The sequence below is a fragment of the Nocardioides sp. genome, assembly GCF_044226765.1.
Classification (GTDB): domain Bacteria; phylum Actinomycetota; class Actinomycetes; order Propionibacteriales; family Nocardioidaceae; genus Nocardioides.
Genome location: NZ_JBGAGJ010000006.1, coordinates 251,520 through 268,364, shown reverse-complemented (window position 1 = coordinate 268,364; position 16,845 = coordinate 251,520). Strand labels below are relative to the sequence as shown.

General features: G+C 72.3%; 18 protein-coding genes and 2 tRNA genes. 15 read left to right on the top strand and 5 right to left on the bottom strand.

The features are described from left to right. Positions 1–249: 249 nt before the first annotated feature. From ACILRH_RS14925 to ACILRH_RS14910, 4 genes are all read right to left on the bottom strand, one after another. Positions 250–984 carry a hypothetical protein gene (locus tag ACILRH_RS14925; protein WP_395694543.1) on the bottom strand — a complete coding sequence of 245 codons (735 nt, stop codon included), beginning with the start codon at positions 982–984 and terminating at the stop codon, positions 250–252. A 50-nt stretch (positions 985–1,034) separates the two neighbouring features. Beyond that, complete coding sequence (locus ACILRH_RS14920) at positions 1,035–2,546, bottom strand: glycosyltransferase family 2 protein (RefSeq protein ID WP_395694541.1); 1,512 nt, start codon at positions 2,544–2,546, stop codon at positions 1,035–1,037. Positions 2,547–2,683: 137 nt separating this feature from the next. Continuing rightward, positions 2,684–2,923 carry an acyl-CoA carboxylase subunit epsilon gene (locus ACILRH_RS14915; protein ID WP_395694540.1) on the bottom strand — a complete coding sequence of 80 codons (240 nt, stop codon included), beginning with the start codon at positions 2,921–2,923 and terminating at the stop codon, positions 2,684–2,686. 90 nt (positions 2,924–3,013) lie between these two features. Further along, positions 3,014–4,633 (bottom strand): acyl-CoA carboxylase subunit beta, encoded by a 1,620-nt coding sequence (locus ACILRH_RS14910; protein WP_395694538.1) that lies wholly within the window; start codon positions 4,631–4,633, stop codon positions 3,014–3,016. Positions 4,634–4,701: 68 nt separating this feature from the next. On the opposite strand from ACILRH_RS14910, the gene ACILRH_RS14905 reads away from it, so the two are divergent. From ACILRH_RS14905 to purE, 6 genes are all read left to right on the top strand, one after another. Next, a complete protein-coding gene (locus ACILRH_RS14905) occupies positions 4,702–5,523 on the top strand; it encodes a biotin--[acetyl-CoA-carboxylase] ligase (RefSeq protein ID WP_395694536.1) in 822 nt (273 codons plus the stop codon). A gap of 48 nt (positions 5,524–5,571) precedes the next feature. Further along, complete coding sequence (locus ACILRH_RS14900; RefSeq protein ID WP_395694534.1) at positions 5,572–6,075, top strand: PH domain-containing protein; 504 nt, start codon at positions 5,572–5,574, stop codon at positions 6,073–6,075. Beyond that, complete coding sequence (locus ACILRH_RS14895; protein ID WP_395694532.1) at positions 6,062–7,069, top strand: adenylate/guanylate cyclase domain-containing protein; 1,008 nt, start codon at positions 6,062–6,064, stop codon at positions 7,067–7,069. Before ACILRH_RS14900 ends, ACILRH_RS14895 begins: the two co-directional genes overlap by 14 nt. 64 nt (positions 7,070–7,133) lie before the next feature. Further along, a complete protein-coding gene (locus ACILRH_RS14890; RefSeq protein ID WP_395694531.1) occupies positions 7,134–7,445 on the top strand; it encodes a winged helix-turn-helix domain-containing protein in 312 nt (103 codons plus the stop codon). 49 nt (positions 7,446–7,494) lie between these two features. Next, on the top strand, positions 7,495–8,649 hold the full coding sequence (locus ACILRH_RS14885) for a 5-(carboxyamino)imidazole ribonucleotide synthase (protein WP_395694529.1): 1,155 nt from the start codon (positions 7,495–7,497) through the stop codon (positions 8,647–8,649). A 4-nt stretch (positions 8,650–8,653) separates the two neighbouring features. Next, positions 8,654–9,175 carry a 5-(carboxyamino)imidazole ribonucleotide mutase gene (gene purE / locus ACILRH_RS14880; protein ID WP_395694527.1) on the top strand — a complete coding sequence of 174 codons (522 nt, stop codon included), beginning with the start codon at positions 8,654–8,656 and terminating at the stop codon, positions 9,173–9,175. Positions 9,176–9,523: 348 nt separating this feature from the next. Here the strand turns inward: purE and ACILRH_RS14875 are convergent, their stop codons facing one another. Next, positions 9,524–9,898 carry a YrdB family protein gene (locus tag ACILRH_RS14875; protein WP_395694525.1) on the bottom strand — a complete coding sequence of 125 codons (375 nt, stop codon included), beginning with the start codon at positions 9,896–9,898 and terminating at the stop codon, positions 9,524–9,526. A gap of 135 nt (positions 9,899–10,033) precedes the next feature. On the opposite strand from ACILRH_RS14875, the gene ACILRH_RS14870 reads away from it, so the two are divergent. The 9 genes from ACILRH_RS14870 (at position 10,034) to ACILRH_RS14830 (ending at position 16,835) form a co-directional block, all read left to right on the top strand. Next, complete coding sequence (locus tag ACILRH_RS14870; protein WP_395694523.1) at positions 10,034–10,909, top strand: alpha/beta hydrolase; 876 nt, start codon at positions 10,034–10,036, stop codon at positions 10,907–10,909. A 26-nt stretch (positions 10,910–10,935) separates the two neighbouring features. Next, positions 10,936–11,451, top strand: a complete 516-nt coding sequence (locus tag ACILRH_RS14865; RefSeq protein WP_395694521.1) for a ribose-5-phosphate isomerase — start codon at positions 10,936–10,938, stop codon at positions 11,449–11,451. Next, the gene (locus ACILRH_RS14860; protein ID WP_395694519.1) at positions 11,444–12,292 is read left to right on the top strand and encodes an Fpg/Nei family DNA glycosylase; all 849 of its coding nucleotides are present in this window, start codon (positions 11,444–11,446) and stop codon (positions 12,290–12,292) included. The genes ACILRH_RS14865 and ACILRH_RS14860 overlap by 8 nt, the downstream gene beginning before the upstream one ends. 34 nt (positions 12,293–12,326) lie before the next feature. Continuing rightward, positions 12,327–13,397, top strand: coding sequence for a PP2C family protein-serine/threonine phosphatase (locus tag ACILRH_RS14855; protein WP_395694517.1), 1,071 nt, complete (start codon positions 12,327–12,329; stop codon positions 13,395–13,397). Positions 13,398–13,527: 130 nt separating this feature from the next. Continuing rightward, positions 13,528–13,601 (top strand) — tRNA-Gly (locus ACILRH_RS14850). A gap of 45 nt (positions 13,602–13,646) precedes the next feature. Next, positions 13,647–13,719, top strand: a tRNA-Pro gene (locus tag ACILRH_RS14845). Between the two features lie 35 nt (positions 13,720–13,754). Continuing rightward, a complete protein-coding gene (tig, locus tag ACILRH_RS14840) occupies positions 13,755–15,179 on the top strand; it encodes a trigger factor (protein WP_395694516.1) in 1,425 nt (474 codons plus the stop codon). A 55-nt stretch (positions 15,180–15,234) separates the two neighbouring features. Further along, positions 15,235–16,362 carry a lipase family alpha/beta hydrolase gene (locus ACILRH_RS14835; protein ID WP_395694514.1) on the top strand — a complete coding sequence of 376 codons (1,128 nt, stop codon included), beginning with the start codon at positions 15,235–15,237 and terminating at the stop codon, positions 16,360–16,362. A gap of 5 nt (positions 16,363–16,367) precedes the next feature. Next, positions 16,368–16,835 carry an SRPBCC family protein gene (locus ACILRH_RS14830; protein WP_395694512.1) on the top strand — a complete coding sequence of 156 codons (468 nt, stop codon included), beginning with the start codon at positions 16,368–16,370 and terminating at the stop codon, positions 16,833–16,835. The last annotated feature ends 10 nt before the right edge of the window (positions 16,836–16,845 follow it).

The window sequence follows — 16,845 nt, the reverse complement described above, 5'->3', positions numbered from 1 at the left end:
GCAAGCGCCGCGTTCTCGGTCGACAACCCGGCAGCGATCTGCTTCCAGAACTCCCTCTGCTTCTCACGCGGCCAAGGAGGACGACCCATCAAGAACACCTCGATCAGATCAAGGCGTTGCACTCCCGCCTGAGCTCAAGGTCTCACCGCGGTCTCGATACGGCCGTCGCGACCTCCTTCGTCGGTCGCGGGCCTACTCGACCTGGCTGCCGGGTCCCGGCCCTCGCAGGCTCGGCCCGGGGCAGCTCACTCAGTTGGCGTCGACGGGGATCGACTGCGCCTTGGTGGGCTCGTCGCTGGAGAAGATCGCGATCGGCACCTTCTGCTTGATGACCTTCTTGGTGTAGCTGTCCGAGCCCGCGGAGTCCTCGGCGTACACCGTCGCGGTGAAGTGGAGGTCGATGCCCTTCGTGTCCGGCGACGTCGGCCGGATCTTCTGGTTGCGCAGCTCGAAGGCGCCCTTCGGCGAGGTGATCAGCATGCCGTACTTCGTCGACACCGGCTCGGGGTCGAAGGTGACCTTGCGTGCCTCGGCGTCGAGCTTGTAGGGGTGCTCGGTCTTCCCGCCGTCGTAGGTGACGGTGTCGGACTGGACCTGCATCCGGTCGAGGTAGACCTTCCGCTTGGTCGAGAACGGGTCGCGGATCTTCTGGTCCAGGTCGTAGGCCTGGAAGGTGAAGGAGAAGTACTTGTTGCCCTTCGGGTACCACTCGTTCGTCCGCGGCGTCGACTTGGTCGGGTAGAGCGTGTAGACGTAGTCCATCCCGTCGATCTCGATGTGGGACTGGAAGGTGCCGTCCCGGGTGAACTGCGAGGGGTACGGCGTCTCCGACGCGCTCGGGGACGGCGAGGCGCCCTGCGAGGAGCCGTCGGAGCCGGTCAGGCCGTCGATGGCCGAGCAGCCGCTGAGCAGCACGGCGGTCGCGGCCAGGCCGGCGAGGCCCGCTGCTGCCGACGAGAGGCGCGAGCGGGTGCGGGTCGTCATCGGTACTCCTGCGAGAGGTCGGGGCGGGGGACGAGGGGCAGCACGTGGGGTCAGGCCTTGAAGCCGCGGTAGCGCTTCATCGCCTTGATGATCATCCACGCGGTCTGCAGCACGGTGATGACACCGAGGATGGGCCAGCAGACGGCCAGGATGTCGGAGCGCAGGGGGATCGGGAGGAGGAAGACCCAGACGGCGCCGGCCACCACGAAGAAGAGCGCGAAGGACAGGTAGGGGTACATCCAGGCGATGCCCTTGCCGCGCTCCGCCTTGGCCTGGGCGGCCCAGTTGTCGGTCTGCTGCCTGCTGAAGAACTTCAGCCAGGCCCGCACGAAGTGGCCCATCCGGATCACCATGTAGGCCTCGGCCGGGACGACCAGCAGCGCGAACAGGTAGTCGCGTCTGTTCGCGAACTCCATCGACCGCGCGACCCGGTAGTTCAGCCAGACCGCGCCGAGCGGCGGGATCAGCCACCAGGCGCTGAAGACGAAGGCGTGCAGCTGGAGCGAGGCGCAGAGCAGCAGGATGAACATCGAGCGGCTGACGATGTTGATGACCATCGACATGTGCTCGAACCAGCGCAGCCGCAGGTTCGGGTGGAACGGCTGCCCCTTGGTGTCGCCGCGCTGGCCGGGCCACATCAGGTCGATGGCACCGAAGTTCCACTTCACCTGCTGGGCGTCCAGCGAGCGCAGGGTGTCCATGCCGCCGACGTGGGCGCGGGCCCGGGCGCTGATCTTGGTGAGGTAGCCGGCGCTCTTGATCTGCAGCGACAGCAGCGAGTCCTCGACCTCGCTGTCGCTGACCCACGGGGTCCGCTGGTGGCTGTCGCGCAGCACGTCGCGCAGCGCCTGGGTGGAGAAGATCGAGAACTGCCCGCCGAGCACCGCCATGTTGCGACCCTTGAGCAGGTTCTGCATGTTGAACGCCGCGAACTGGGCGCGCTGGCCGGCGATGAGGAACTTGGCCATCCAGCCGTCCAGGGCGCTGTCGTCGATCGAGTAGATCGCCGAGATGCCGCCGATCCGGTCGTCGCTCGCGATCTCGTTGACCAGGTTCTCCACGGCGTCCGGCTCGGGCGTGGTGTCGCCGTCGACGCCGAGGAGGTAGTCCATGTGCTCGACCAGCGAGTAGCCGTAGTTGAGCGCGCCGACCTTCTTCTCGGGGTTCTTGCCGATGTCGTGGACGTAGATGATCGTGCTCTGCTCACCGGTGGGCGTCATCCGCGTGTGCGGCCCGGCGTAGTGGCTGGCGATCTCGACGGAGTCGTCGGAGGTGTTGTTGACGACCAGGTGGATGACGTCGGGCAGCCGGGTCTGCATCAGCAGCGAGTCGAGCACGCCGGCGATGGTCTCGGCCTCGTTGTAGGCCGGGATGATGCAGCCCACGGTGGGTCGGTACGTCGGCAGGTCCTCGACCTCGTCGAGGAACTCGGGCTCGTAGCCTGAGAGGGCCGGGTCCGCGGTGCGGACGTACTGGTTCTCGGCGGCGAGGGCTGGCGCCTGCGGCGGTGCCGCCTGCTGGGCCACCTGGGGGTACCCGTCACCCCACTCGTTCGCGCTCACGACTCTCCCGACTCTGGACTTCCTGCCTCTCCCAGTCTGCGCAAGCGCCCTCAAGGCGCCCATCGAGCAAACTCAAGGTTGGCTCAAGGATAGTGGTCCAGACGGGCCGCGCCGGGATATCGCGGCAATCGCGCCGGTCAGCCGGGCAGGCCGCTGGCCCGCCACCCACCCGGCCCGCGCCGGTGGGTGACCCGCTGGGCTCGGCGCGGGTGGCTCCACTCCGGACGCCGGCGGGGGGGTGCGGGGGCGCCGGCGCGGAGCGAGGCCAGCACCGTCACCAGCGCCGCCACCTCCTCCGGCGTCGCGTCGCCGCGGACGACGCGCAGGAAGGGGGCCTTCGGCTCGACGTCCTCGCTCGGAGTCGGGTTCTCATCCACCTGTCGTCACCCTCGCCTCTCGTGTCACCGTTCGCTGGGCATGCGCCGGGTCGGCGATGTCCCGCTGCTCGAGGGTGCTTCGCACCCCACTCACAGCGGGATGTTCCCGTGCTTCTTCGCCGGCAGGCTCTCGCGCTTGGAGCGCAGCAGCCGGAGCGCCCGGACCACCTCGAGCCGGGTCTGGTGCGGCGCGATGACCGCGTCGATGTACCCGCGCTCGGCGGCGATGTAGGGGTTGGCGAGCGTGGTCTCGTACTCGTCGATCAGCTCGGCGCGCTTCGCCTCGACGTCACCGCCGGCGTCCGCCACCTTCTTCAGGGTCTTGCGGTGCAGGATGTTGGCCGCGCCCTGGGCGCCCATCACCGCGATCTGCGCCGTCGGCCAGGCCAGGTTGATGTCGGCGCCGAGGTGCTTGGACCCCATCACGTCGTACGCGCCGCCGTAGGCCTTGCGGGTGATGACCGTGACCAGCGGGACGGTCGCCTCGGAGTAGGCGTAGATCAGCTTCGCGCCGCGGCGGATGATGCCGTTCCACTCCTGGTCGGTGCCCGGGAGGAAGCCCGGGACGTCGACGAAGGTGAGGACCGGGATGTTGAACGCGTCGCAGAACCGGACGAAGCGGGCGGCCTTCTCGGACGCGTCGATGTCGAGGGTGCCGGCGAACTGCATCGGCTGGTTCGCGACCACCCCGACCGGCTGCCCCTCCACCCGGGCGTAGCCGATCACGAGGTTGGGCGCGAACAGCTCCATGACCTCGAGGAACTCCTCGTCGTCCACGATCGCGGTGATCACGTCGCGCATGTCGTAGGGCTGGTTCGGCGAGTCCGGGATGATGGTGTCGAGCGAGTGGTCGAGGTCGGTCAGCTCCGGCTCGACGACGGTGTCGTAGGACGGCAGCTCGTCGAGGTTGTTCTGCGGCAGGTAGGACAGCAGCGCCTTGACGTACTCGATCGCGTCGTCCTCGTCGGACGCCATGTAGTGGGCGTTGCCGGACTTGGTGTTGTGCGTCCGCGCGCCGCCGAGGTCCTCCATCGTCACGTCCTCGCCGGTGACGGTCTTGATCACGTCGGGCCCGGTGATGAACATGTTGGAGGTCTGGTCGACCATCACAGTGAAGTCGGTGACGGCCGGTGAGTAGACGTGGCCGCCCGCGCACGAGCCCATGATCATGCTGATCTGGGGGATCACGCCGGAGGCGTGCACGTTGCGGCGGAAGATCTCGCCGTAGAGACCCAGGGAGACGACCCCCTCCTGGATCCGCGCGCCGGCGCCCTCGTTGATGCCGATGATCGGGCAGCCGGTCTTGATCGCCAGGTCCATGACCTTGGTGATCTTCTCGCCGTACACCTCGCCGAGGGAGCCGCCGAAGACCGTGAAGTCCTGGGAGAACACGCAGACCTGGCGGCCGTCGACGGTGCCGTAGCCGGTGATGACGCCGTCGCCGTAGGGCCGGTTCTTCTCCAGGCCGAAGGCGGTCGACCGGTGCCGGGCCAGGCCGTCGAGCTCGACGAACGAGCCCTCGTCGAAGAGCAGCTCGATCCGCTCCCGGGCGGTCTTGCGACCCTTCGCGTGCTGCTTCTGGACCGCCTTGGCCGAGCCCGCGTGGAGGGCCTCGTGGTTGCGCCGCTCGAAGTCGGCGAGCTTGCCCTCCGTGGTCCGGACGTCGATGTCCTGCGGCACGTCGGTTCCCTCACCGGGATGGGCACTCATGGTCAACGGCTCCTCACTGGTCCGGGCCTCGTTGGCACTGACGTGGACCGTAGGTCAATCTAGTGCCCGTGACCGCTGCACCGGTGCGACGCCCATCACTCGACGCCGCGAGGCTGTCCGGCCTGGCCCCGGACCTGGTGGTCGAGGTGCTCGACACGGCCACCTCCACCAACGCCGTGGCGGCCGATCGGGCGCGCGCCGGCGCCCCCGAGGGACACGTCGTCGTGGCCGAGCACCAGACCGCCGGACGCGGCCGCCTGGACCGGACCTGGGTCGCCCCGCCGCGCGCCGCCCTCACGTTCTCGATGGTGCTGCGCCCGGGCGTGCCCGCCGCCGCGTGGCCGTGGCTGCCGCTGCTGACCGGCCACACGGTCGCGAAGGTGCTGCGCGCGGCCGGCCACCCGGCGGCCGGGGTGAAGTGGCCCAACGACGTGCTCGTCGGCGAGCGCAAGGTCGCCGGGATCCTGCTGGAGCGGGTCGAGACCCCCGACGGCCCGGCGGCCGTCGTCGGCGTCGGTCTCAACGTCTCCCAGCAGGCCGACGAGATCCCCGTGGACACCGGGACGTCGCTGGCCCTGGAGTCCGGCGAGGAGCCGGACCGCACCCTGCTCCTCGTCGAGCTGCTGACCGGCCTGCGGGAGGCGTACGACGCGTGGCAGGCCGGGGGGGCAGGTGCCGCGGCGCGGCTGCGCTCGTCGTACGCCGCCGCCTGCGTCACCGTCGGCCGCGACGTGCGCGTGCAGCTGCCGTCCGGCGAGACGCTCGAGGGCCGGGCGACGGGCGTCGACGAGTCCGGTCGCCTGGTCGTGGCCGGGCCGGAGGGGGACACCGCCGTCGGTGCGGGCGACGTCGTCCACGTCCGTCCGGCCGCCGGGGACACGTCGTCCTGATGGCGGCGGACCGGCCCCCCGCTGCCGGATCAGTGACATGATCTGCGCGTGGCCATCTCGCAGAAGCTGCTGAACCCGGGTGAGCGGGTCGTCATCGACACCCGGACCCACGTCAAGGCCCTCATCTGGCCGCTGATCGTGCTCGTCGCCCTGCTCGCGCTCGGCACCTACAGCCAGGTCAAGATCTCCAACGGCACGGTGACCCTCGGCGTGTGGGTCGTCCTCCTCGTCGTCATCGTCTGGTTCGTCCTGCGGCCGCTGGCCAACTGGGCGACCGCCACCTACACGTTCACCGACCGGCGGCTGATCACCCGGCACGGCATCGTCGTGCGCCGCGGACACGACATGCCGCTGGCCCGGATCAGCGACATCGCCTACGAGTTCGGGCCGATCGACCGGATGCTCGGCTGCGGGACCCTGGTGATCTCCGACGCGAGCACGCACGGGCAGATCAAGCTGCACGACATCCCCCAGGTCGAGGACGTCCAGCGGACCGTCAACGAGCTGATCGCCGGGCTCCACGGCACCGCGGCGGGACATGACGGCACCTGACCCGTCGGACGGTCCGGGTCCGGCCGGTCCCGTCCCCGAGGACCTCGAGCGGGCCATCCTCGGCGGCCCCCGGTCGTTCAACGCCCCCGAGGTCGCCGAGCAGACCGGGGTGACCCTCGACGAGGTCCGCCGGCTGTGGCGCGCCCTCGGCTTCCCAGAGCACGGCCTGGAGACCGCGTACACCGACGCCGACACCGCGGCGCTCTCGACGTTGATCGACGTCGTGCGCTCCGGCCTCATCGACTTCGACATGGCGGTCAACCTGACTCGTGCCGTGGGGCAGACGATGGCGCGGCTGGCCGACTGGGAGGTGGCCACGCTCGTGCACCGCGTCGAGGAGCTCGAGGCCGGCGACGGCGCCACCGGCAGCCGGCTCGGCTCCGCGCTGCGGCTCATCGAGGAGATCGAGCAGCCCTTCGACGAGCTCCTCGTCTACGTCTGGCGGCGCCACCTCGCGGCCGCGGTCGCCCGGGTCGAGGCGCTCCGGGCGAACGAGGAGGACCTCAACACCGTCCAGCTGACGGTCGGCTTCGCCGACATCGTCAGCTTCACCGCGCTGTCCAACCGCCTGTCGGAGAACCGCATCGGCGACCTGGTCGAGCTCTTCGAGTCGCGGTGCGCCGACGTCGTCGCGGCGCAGGGCGGCCGGGTGATCAAGAGCATCGGCGACTCGGTCCTGTTCGTGAACGACGAGGTGGTCCGCGCCTACGACACGGCCGAGGGCATCATCAACGTCGTCGGGCGCGACAGCCGGATGCCCGACGTGCGGGTCGGCCTCGCGAGCGGACCGGTCGTGATGCGGCTCGGCGACGTGTTCGGGCCGCCGGTCAACCTCGCCTCCCGCCTGACCGCGGTCGCCCGGCGCAACCGGATCATCATCGACGAGGCGACCGCCGAGCTGCTGCCCGAGGACGAGTTCGAGACCCGCGCGCTGCCGGCGCGACCGGTGCGCGGGTTCGGGATCGTCGAGCCCGTCGCCGTACGCCGGAGCTGAGCCGGACGGGGCCTATTTCGTCGTTCCGCGCCCGTCCGCGGTGAGCGGTCCCTACCGTGATCGGATGATCGAGGTGCAAGACGTCCGTCTCGATCCCGTCGCGCGCCGGGCCTGGCACGGCTCGGAGGAGCTGACGCTGTCCCGCAAGGAGTTCGACCTGCTGGCGGCGCTGATGGAGCGCGCGGGGTCGATCGTGTCGCGCGAGGACCTCATGCGCGAGGTGTGGCACACGACGTTCTGGACCTCCTCGAAGACCATCGACGTGCACCTGGGCTGGCTGCGTCGCAAGCTCGGCGACGACGGCCACCACCCGCACCTGATCACCACGATCCGCGGCCGGGGGCTGCGCTTCGAGACCGAGCCCCGGGCGTCCTGACCCCGGGTGCCCGGCCGGGTCGTGGGGGCCCGGGCCCTAGAGTTCGGGTGTGCTCGCCCCGACCCTCGCCGTCATCGGAGGCGGCCAGCTGGCCCGGATGATGGCCGAGCCGGCCGCTGCGCTCGGCCTCCCGCTCCGGCTGCTGGCCGAGGCCGAGGGCGTGTCGGCCGCGCAGGTCATCCCCGACCACCTCGTCGGCGACTACCGCGACCTCGACACGCTGCGGCGCGTCACCGACGGGTGCGCCGTGGTCACCTTCGACCACGAGCACGTCCCGACCGGCCACCTGCACGCCCTCGCCGACGACGGGATCGCGGTCCATCCGGGACCCGAGGCGCTGGTGCACGCCCAGGACAAGGGCGTCATGCGCGAGGCGATGGCGCGGCTCGGCGTCCCGTGCCCCCGCAACGCGCTCGTCGCGAGCACCGCCGAGATCGAGAGGTTCGGGTTCCCCTGCGTGCTGAAGACGACCCGCGGCGGGTACGACGGCAAGGGCGTCTGGTTCGTCCGCTCGGTCGAGGACTGCGCGGAGGCCCTCGCGACCGCCGACGCCACGGGGGTCCGGCTGCTCGCCGAGGAGCTCGTCGACTTCCGGCGCGAGCTCTCCGCGCTCGTGGTCCGCTCCCCGAGCGGGCAGGCGGCGGCGTACCCCGTCGTGGCCTCGACCCAGGTCGACGGCATCTGCCGCGAGGTCGTGGCGCCGGCGCCCGACCTCTCCGAGGAGCTGGCCGGCCAGGCGCAGGAGATCGCGCTGCGCATCGCCGGCGCCCTCGACGTCACCGGGGTCCTGGCCGTCGAGCTGTTCGAGACCGTCGACGGGCGGGTGCTCGTGAACGAGCTGGCCATGCGCCCGCACAACACGGGCCACTGGACCCAGGACGGTGCGGTGACCTCGCAGTTCGAGAACCACCTGCGGGCCGTGCTCGACCTGCCGCTCGGCTCGCCGTCGGCCCGTGCGCCCTGGACGGTGATGGTCAACATCCTCGGCGGGCCGGACGCGTCCGTGGGGCGGCTCTACGACGGGTATCCGCACGCCCTCGCGCGCGACCCGTTCCTCCGCGTCCACCTCTACGGCAAGCAGCTGCGGCCCGGCCGGAAGGTGGGCCACGTCAACGCCTACGGCGACGACCTCGACGACTGCCTCGAGCGGGCGCGGCACGCCGCGGCCTGGTTCCGCGGCGACCTGGGAGACGAGAGTGAGTAGTGCCATGACAGCAACCGGCGCACGTGTCGGCATCGTGATGGGGTCGGACTCGGACTGGCCGGTGATGAAGGCGGCCGGCGAGGCGCTCGCCGAGTTCGACCTGGCCTACGAGGCGGACGTGGTCTCCGCGCACCGGATGCCGCAGGAGATGCTCGACTACGGCCGCGACGCCGCGGGCCGAGGGCTGTCGGTGATCATCGCCGGGGCCGGGGGAGCGGCCCACCTGCCGGGCATGCTCGCGGCCGTGACGCCGCTCCCGGTCATCGGGGTGCCGGTACCGCTGAAGCACCTCGACGGCCTGGACTCCCTGCTCTCGATCGTGCAGATGCCGGCCGGTGTTCCGGTTGCGACCGTCGCCGTCGGCGGCGCCCGCAACGCCGGCCTGCTCGCGGTGCGGATCCTCGCGGCCACCGACCCTGCCCTGCGGGAGCGGATGCTCGCGTTCCAGGCCGACCTCAAGACGACCGCCCAGGAGAAGGGTGCGACCGTCCGCAACGACACCCCGGGCCGCCGCGTGGGGTTCTGAGCGCCCTGCGCCAGGTCGAGTAGCGCACACGCCCGACGGAGGAGGGCGCGACGGTGCGTACCGAGACCCAACCGTGCCCGCTCGCGACCGCTCGGTGCCAGCGGCGACCGGCGCGGTGCAGGTCGGCCGTGGGAGGTGGATGAATCCCCGGTCAGCCGGGGATTCATCCGGGGTTGTCAGGGGGTGCCTGACGTTGTCGGGGGTTGCAACGCCTGACAACGTCATGAAGAGCCTGACCGCCCAGGGCGTCGGCGGTCAGCGATCCGCCCCGGCGAGAGCCCGACCGCCCAGGGCGTCGGCGGTCAGCGATCCGCCCCGGCGAGAGCCTGACAACCCAGGCGTCGGCGGTCAGCGATCCGCCCCGGCGGCCTGCTCGGCCGCCGGCTCGTCCAGCACCCGTGACACCGCCGGCAGCAGCGCGAGTGCGTTGATGGCCGCGGAGAAGACGAGGAAGCCCCCGGCGAGGCCTGGTCGCCCGCCGTCCCAGAGGGCCGCCGACGCGGAGCCGAAGACGAGCACCTTCACCACCGGGCGCCCCAGCCAGTGGCCGAACCGAGCCTTCGGCGACGCGAACCAGAACCACGCCTGTGCTGCCACCAGCGGCAGCAGCCAGACCCAGAGCCATGCGGGGTCCTGGTGCCAGCCCCACCAGCCGAGCGCGACCAGCGCGAGCACCTCGTCGAGGAACACCAGAGCGAGCACGCACCACGCGACGACGACCACACCTGCATCGTGAGGGTGGGGTGGTCAGGGAAAGCGTGCAGACACGCCGATGCCCTCCGGCGTGTCGTGCGCGTTTCACCGGCCGACCGGTGAAACGGACGCCTCCTCGGCCCGCCCACTGGCTACCGTGCGCCCATGCTGTTTCCCGAGGCACGCCGGGCCCTGGCGGCGTCGGCGGACGAGACGCCCGTGTGGACCGAGGGGTACGACGTCGGCGCGGCCCGTGCCGAGGCGCGCCGGCTCGCGGCGGCCGAGCCGCGCGAGGCGGTCGCGGAGGTGGTCGACGTCGACGCCGACGGGGTGCCGTGTCGCCTCTACACCCCGGCGGCGGGCTCGGCGGACCCAGGCACCGTCGTCCACGCGCACGGGGGCGGCTTCGTCTTCCACGACGTCGAGGTCCACGACGCCGGCGCCCGCCGGCTGGCCAACCGGACGGGCCTGCGGGTCCTCAGCGTCGACTACCGGCGTGCGCCCGAGCACCGCTTCCCCGCGGCGGTCGAGGACGTGGGCGCCGCGAGCGGCTGGGCGGCGCGCGTGCTCGACGGTCCGCTGCTCGCCCACGGTGACAGCGCCGGCGGCAACCTCGTGCTGGTCGACGCACTGCGCCACCCGGGTCGGTACGCCGCCGCGGCCCTGGTCTACCCGTTCCTCGACCCGACCGCCGCCCACGAGTCCTACCGCACCGCCGCCGACGGGTTCGACCCGCGCGAGGCCGCCTGGTACTGGCAGCAGTACGCCGCCACGCCCGACGACCTGCGGCACCCCGACCTGGCGCCGCTGCTCTCCGACCGGCTCGGGAGCCTGCCCCCCACGCTGGTGGTCACCGCCGAGCGCGACCCGCTGCGCGACGAGGGGGAGGAGCTGGCGCGTCGGCTCGCCGAGGCCGGTGTCGAGGTGACCGCGACCCGTTACCTCGGTCAGCTGCACGGGTTCTGGCGGCACCCGGCGGTGTTCCCGGCGGCGGAGCCGCTGACCCGGCAGGTGGCCGGGTTCCTGCGCCTGCACGCGTGAGCGGCGCGGCTGACAAGATGACCCGCATGCGCGTGCACCTCGGTTGCGACCATGCCGGACTCGACCTGCGAGACCACCTCGTCCGCTGGCTCACCGACCACGGCTACGAGCCGGTCGACCATGGCCCGACCAGCTACGACGCGCTGGACGACTACCCGGTCTTCTGCCTGCGCGCCGCGGAGGCCGTCGTGCGCGACCGGGACGCCGGGCTCGACAGCCTCGGCGTGGTCATCGGGGGCTCCGGCAACGGCGAGCAGATGGCCGCCAACAAGGTCGCCGGGGTGCGGGCCGCGCTGGTCTGGTCGGAGGAGACGGCCCGGCTCGCGCGCGAGCACAACGACGCCAACGTCGTCTCGGTCGGCGGCCGGATGCACTCCCTGGAGGACATGACCCGGTTCGTCGAGGTCTTCCTCGCCGAGCCGTTCAGCGGCGACGAGCGGCACGTGCGGCGGATCGGCCAGCTCGCGTCCTACGAGCGCACCGGCGAGCTGCCGCCCCTGCCGCCCGCCGATGCCCCCGCCGATGCCCCCACCGATGCCTGAGGGGCACACGCTCCACCGGCTCGCCGACCAGCTCACCACCACCTTCGCGGGGCGGGTCGTGCGCGCGTCGAGCCCCCAGGGCCGGTTCACGGAGTCCGCGGCGCTCGTCGACGGACAGGTCCTCGTGGGCGCCGAGGCCTGGGGCAAGCACCTGTTCGCGGAGTTCCCGGACGAGCGGTTCGTCCACGTCCACCTCGGCCTGTACGGCCGGTTCGACGTGCACCCGCGCGCCGCGACGGTCCCGGCGCCGGTCGGCCAGGTACGCCTGCGCCTGCTGGCGGAGGAGGGCGACGGCTGGTCGTACGCCGACCTGCGCGGCGCGACGACCTGTGACCTGGTCACGCTCGCCGGCCGGGACGCCGTGGTCGAGCGCTCCGGCCCCGACCCGCTGCGCGCCGACGCGGACCCGGAGCGGGCCTGGGCGCGGATCCGGCGCAGCCGCGCCCCGATCGGTGGCCTGCTCATGGACCAGTCGGTCCTGGCCGGCGTCGGCAACGTCTACCGCGCCGAGGTCCTGTTCCGGCACCGGGTGGACCCGATGCGTGCGGGGAGCACGCTGCGCCACGGGCAGTGGCTGGGCATGTGGGACGACCTGGTGGCGCTGATGCGCGAGGGTGTGCGCACGGGCCGGATCGACACCGTCCGCGCCGCCCACCTGCCCGAGGTGATGGGGCGTCCGCCGCGCCAGGACGACCACGGCGGGGAGGTGTACGTCTACCGGCGGGCGGGGCAGCCGTGCCACGTCTGCGGCGCCACGGTGCGCACCACCGAGCTCCAGGGGCGCAACCTGTTCTGGTGCCCTCGCTGCCAGCGCCGGTTCCGCTCCCGGGCACTACAGTGAGGCCCCGCGCCCCCGAGCAGAGGACCCACCCCGCATGACGACTGGCTCGCGCACGCTCCGGCGAGCCCTGCTGCGCGCCTGGCCGCGCCGCAACCGCACCCTCGTCGTGCTCGTGGCCTTCACCGTCATCCTGACCGGTGCGCTGCTCGCCTGGCCGGACCAGGCGCCGCTGACGGCGCTGGTGGTGCCGCTGCTGCTCGGCAGCATCCTGCTCAGCCCCCGGCAGCTGCCGTGGTTCGTCGTCCTCCTCATGGTCATGCTGATGCTGGCGATCGGCCGGCTGCCGGACATCGTGGTGCGTCAGGTGATCGCGATCGCGATCCTCTACCTGCTCTGCTTCATCGTCCTGGTGACGTCGTTCCGGCGCTCGCGCCTCGGCGTCGCCGGGATGCTGGGGGAGTCGATGCTGGTCGACCTGCGCGACCGGATCCAGCAGCAAGGTGGCGTCCCCGACCTCCCCGACGGGTGGCTGGTCGAGACCGCGCTGCGATCGGCCGGGGGGACGCCGTTCGCCGGTGACTTCGTGGTCGCGACGCGGCCGCGCCACAGCAGCCGCCTGGAGGTCGCGGTCGTCGACGTCTCCGGCAAGGGGGAGGAGGCCGGCACGCGCGCCCTGCTGCTCTCGGGCGCGTTCGGCGGGCTGCTCGGGGCGCTGCCACCGGGCGACTTCCTCCCCGCGGCCAACGACTACCTGCTGCGCCAGTCCTGGGACGAGGGGTTCGCGACCGCGGTCCACCTCTCCTTGGACCTCGCCACCGGTGCCTTCGAGGTGCGCACCGCCGGGCACCCGCCCGCCGCCCAGCTGGCCGCGGGTGCGGGACGCTGGACGGTGCACGAGGGCGAGGGTCCCGTGCTGGGCCTGATCGAGGACGCTGGGTTCTCGGTCGTCTCCGGGGTGGTCCGGCCCGGGGACGCCCTCCTGCTCTACACCGACGGGCTGGTCGAGACCCCGCGCCGCGACATCGGGCTGGGCATCGACCGGATGCTGGGCCAGGCCGAGCGACTGCTGCGCGGCACCTTCGAGGACGGTGCCGACCGCCTGGTGGAGGCCCTCGGGTCGGAGAACGACGACCGCGCGCTCGTGCTGGTGCACCGGCGCTCCTGAGCACGCGACGCAGCCGCTTGCGCGTCCGTCGGGAGGCCGGTCCCAGGAGGCGCTGCCGGTTGGGGACGTCGACTCGCGGTGTGGCACGATGACTTCCGCGCTCGGCTCCGGAGAGCCTGACCGAGCGCGCGCGGATGTAGCTCAATGGTAGAGCCCCAGTCTTCCAAACTGGCTACGCGGGTTCGATTCCCGTCATCCGCTCCAAGGGCCTCCGGTCCCGGCCCGACGCCGGAGCCGGCGGGGCCTTGGCGGGGCGTAGCGTAGTGGCTAGCGCGCCTGCTTTGGGAGCAGGAGATCGCAGGTTCGAGTCCTGTCGCCCCGACGCACCACCCATCCCTGAACTGAGGAGAAAGACCTGTGAAGAGCGCCGTCGAGACCTTGAGCCCGACCCGGGCCAAGCTGACCGTCGAGGTGCCCTTCGAGGAGCTCAAGCCGAGCCTCGACGCGGCGTACAAGCAGATCGCCCAGCAGATCAACGTCCCCGGCTTCCGCCGCGGCAAGGTGCCGCCGGCCGTCATCGACCGCCAGATCGGCCGCGGCGCGGTCCTCGACCAGGCGATCAACGACGTCGTGCCGCAGAAGTACATGGAGGCGCTGCAGGCCAACGACCTGACCCCCCTGGCCCAGCCCGAGATCGAGGTCACCAAGTTCGAGGACCACGACGGGCTCGAGTTCACCGCCGAGGTCGACGTCAAGCCCGAGATCGTGCTGCCGTCGTACGACGGCATCGAGGCGCAGGTCGATGACATCGTGCTCAGCGACGAGGACGTCGAGGAGCAGGTCCAGGCGCTGCGCGAGCGCTTCGCCACCCTGATCGACGTCGAGCGCCCGGCCGCCGACGGCGACTTCGTCGTGATGGACCTGGTCGCCACCAAGGACGGTGAGCCGGTCCCCGGCGCCGAGGTCGCCGGCATGTCCTACCGGGTCGGCCGGGGCGGCATGCTCGACGGCCTGGACGAGGCGCTGGTCGGCCTGGCCGCCGGCGACGACACGACCTTCACCTCCGAGCTGGTCGGGGGCGACCTGGTCGGTGAGCAGGTCGACGTCCGGGTCAGCGTCAGCCAGGTGCAGGAGCAGGAGCTGCCCGAGCTCGACGACGAGTTCGCCCAGATGGCCTCGGAGTTCGACACCCTCGACGAGCTGACCGTCGACGTGCGCGAGCGGCTGGGTCGGGGCAAGCGCCTCGAGCAGGCCGCGGCCGCCCGCGACGCGGTGCTCGAGGCGCTGCTGGAGAAGGTCGAGATCCCGCTGCCCGAGACCGTCGTCACCGACGAGCTCAACGCGCGGCGCGGCAACATCGAGCAGCAGCTGGCCTACGCCGGGATCTCGATGGAGAAGTACCTCGAGGACGAGAAGCAGACCCAGGAGGAGTTCGAGGCCGACCTCGACCGCCGGGTCCGTGACGCGGTGGCCGCCCAGTTCGTGCTGGACGAGATCGCCAAGCGCGAGGAGTTCGGGATCGACCAGCAGGAGCTCTCCGAGCACATGGTGCGCCGGGCCCAGCAGTCGGGCCAGGACCCGCAGGAGTTCGCCAACCACATGTTCGAGCACAACCACATCCCCGAGCTCGTGCAGGAGATCCTGCGCGGCAAGGCGCTCGCGCGCCTGGTCGAGTCGGCCCACGTGACCGACGCGTCCGGTGCGGTGGTCGAGCTGAAGAACCTGCGCCCCGACGGCACGATCGGCGAGCCGGAGCCCGAGTCGGCGACGGCGGAGGCCGAGGCGACCGAGGAGACCGAGGAGACCGAGGAGACCGGGGCCGAGGAGCCCGCCCAGGCCTGATCCACCCGATGGCCGCTCGGTGCACAACTGTGCACTGAGCGGCTATCGTGCCGTCATGGCGCCCCCCACCGGCCCGGCCGCCGGCCCCACGTACCTCGACGCGCTGTCGCTGCTCACCGAGGTCGCCGACGAGCTCGTGGTCCGCAGCGTGCGCGACACCCACGACGCCTGGGCGGGCCGGTTCGGGGGCTACCCCGGCCGGGGCATCGCGAGCGCGGTTTGTGCCGGCCTCGGCCTCGGCCTGCGGGCCGCCTCGGCGGGCCTCGGCCGGCTCGCCGACACCGGCCTGGGTGCCCCCCTGGAGGAGACTCCCCGGGGACGGTTCGTGAGCTCCGCCGTCAACGGCCTGATCGGCGACCGCCTGGCCCAGGAGCGGCCGCGGATGGCGATCCGGATGGCGGTCCGCTCGGCGGGACGCGACGTCCCGGTCGACGCGCTCGGCCCGGCGTTCCCCGAGGCGACCGGCCGCGTCGTCGTGTTCCTGCACGGGCTCTGCGAGACCGAGTCCTACTGGGACCGGGGCGAGGGTCCGACGTACGCCGAGGCGCTCGCCGCCCACGGGTGGACGCCGGTGTTCCTCCGCGCGAACACCGGGCTCGGGCTGCGGGCCAACGGGGCCGCGCTGGCCGCGCTCGTGCAGGACCTCGTGGACGGGTGGCCGGTGCAGGTCACCCGGCTCGCGCTGGTCGGCCACTCGATGGGCGGTCTCATCGTGCGGGCGGCGGGCGCGGTCGCCACCGAGGCGGCACGGCCGTGGACCGACCTCGTCTCGGACGTGGTCACCCTCGGCACCCCCCACCTCGGCGCCCCGATCGCGGCCGGTATCGCGCACGGCAGCCGCGGGCTCGCGCGGCTCCCCGAGACGGCGGCGCTCGGCCGGATCCTGGACCTGCGCTCGGTCGGGGTCCACGACCTGGTCGCCGGCCTGGCCCACGACGTGCCGCCGCTGCCGCGCGCCCGGTACCGGCTGGTGGCGGCCACGGTGACGACCGGGGCGCGGCACCCGGTCGGTCACGTGGTCGGCGACCTCCTGGTGCGGGTGCGCTCGGCGTACGGCGAGGGCCTGTTCCCCGACGCGACGCTGCTCCACGTCGGTCGCACCGACCACTTCGGCCTCCTCAACCACCCCGACGTCCACCGGGCCCTGCGGGACTGGCTGTGCGAGACGGCTCTGCGAGACTGACCGGCATGACCGGATCCGCTGACCGCGAGCTGCGCGCCGAGGCCGACGTCGCTGCCCCACCCGAGCGGGTCTGGGCGCTGCTCACCGACTTCTCGCGGATGCCTGAGTGGAGCCCCGAGCTGGTCCGGATGGTGCCGCTCAAGGGCGGCGGGCTGCGGCGGGGACAGTGGTACCTCGGCATCAACCGCCGCAAGGCCGTCGTGTGGCCGACCCGGTCGGTGGTGGCCGAGCTCGACCCCGGTCGGGCCGTGGCCTGGGACACCCGCTCCAGCGGCGCCCGGTGGGTGTGGGAGCTGACGCCGACCGCGACCGGCACCCGGGTCGTCCACCGGCGCCCGGTGCCTCGGGCGCTGACCGGCATGAGCAGGCTCTTCGCCCCGGTCTTCCTCGGCGGGAGCGCGCAGCACGCGGACGAGCTCGAGGCCGGGATGGCCACGACCGTGGCCCGGCTCAAGGCCGCCGCCGAGGCCTGAGGGACGGCGG

Bases quoted from the DNA above. Each gene is read 5' to 3' on its own strand.
- ACILRH_RS14835 (WP_395694514.1), top strand. From the start codon at position 15,235: ATGGCGCCCCCCACCGGCCCGGCCGCCGGCCCCACGTACCTCGACGCG.
- ACILRH_RS14860 (WP_395694519.1), top strand. From the start codon at position 11,444: ATGCCTGAGGGGCACACGCTCCACCGGCTCGCCGACCAGCTCACCACC.
- purE (WP_395694527.1), top strand. From the start codon at position 8,654: ATGACAGCAACCGGCGCACGTGTCGGCATCGTGATGGGGTCGGACTCG.
- ACILRH_RS14855 (WP_395694517.1), top strand. From the start codon at position 12,327: ATGACGACTGGCTCGCGCACGCTCCGGCGAGCCCTGCTGCGCGCCTGG.
- ACILRH_RS14865 (WP_395694521.1), top strand. From the start codon at position 10,936: ATGCGCGTGCACCTCGGTTGCGACCATGCCGGACTCGACCTGCGAGAC.
- ACILRH_RS14890 (WP_395694531.1), top strand. From the start codon at position 7,134: ATGATCGAGGTGCAAGACGTCCGTCTCGATCCCGTCGCGCGCCGGGCC.
- ACILRH_RS14870 (WP_395694523.1), top strand. From the start codon at position 10,034: ATGCTGTTTCCCGAGGCACGCCGGGCCCTGGCGGCGTCGGCGGACGAG.
- ACILRH_RS14910 (WP_395694538.1), bottom strand. From the start codon at position 4,633: ATGAGTGCCCATCCCGGTGAGGGAACCGACGTGCCGCAGGACATCGAC.
- ACILRH_RS14925 (WP_395694543.1), bottom strand. From the start codon at position 984: ATGACGACCCGCACCCGCTCGCGCCTCTCGTCGGCAGCAGCGGGCCTC.
- ACILRH_RS14895 (WP_395694532.1), top strand. From the start codon at position 6,062: ATGACGGCACCTGACCCGTCGGACGGTCCGGGTCCGGCCGGTCCCGTC.
- ACILRH_RS14830 (WP_395694512.1), top strand. From the start codon at position 16,368: ATGACCGGATCCGCTGACCGCGAGCTGCGCGCCGAGGCCGACGTCGCT.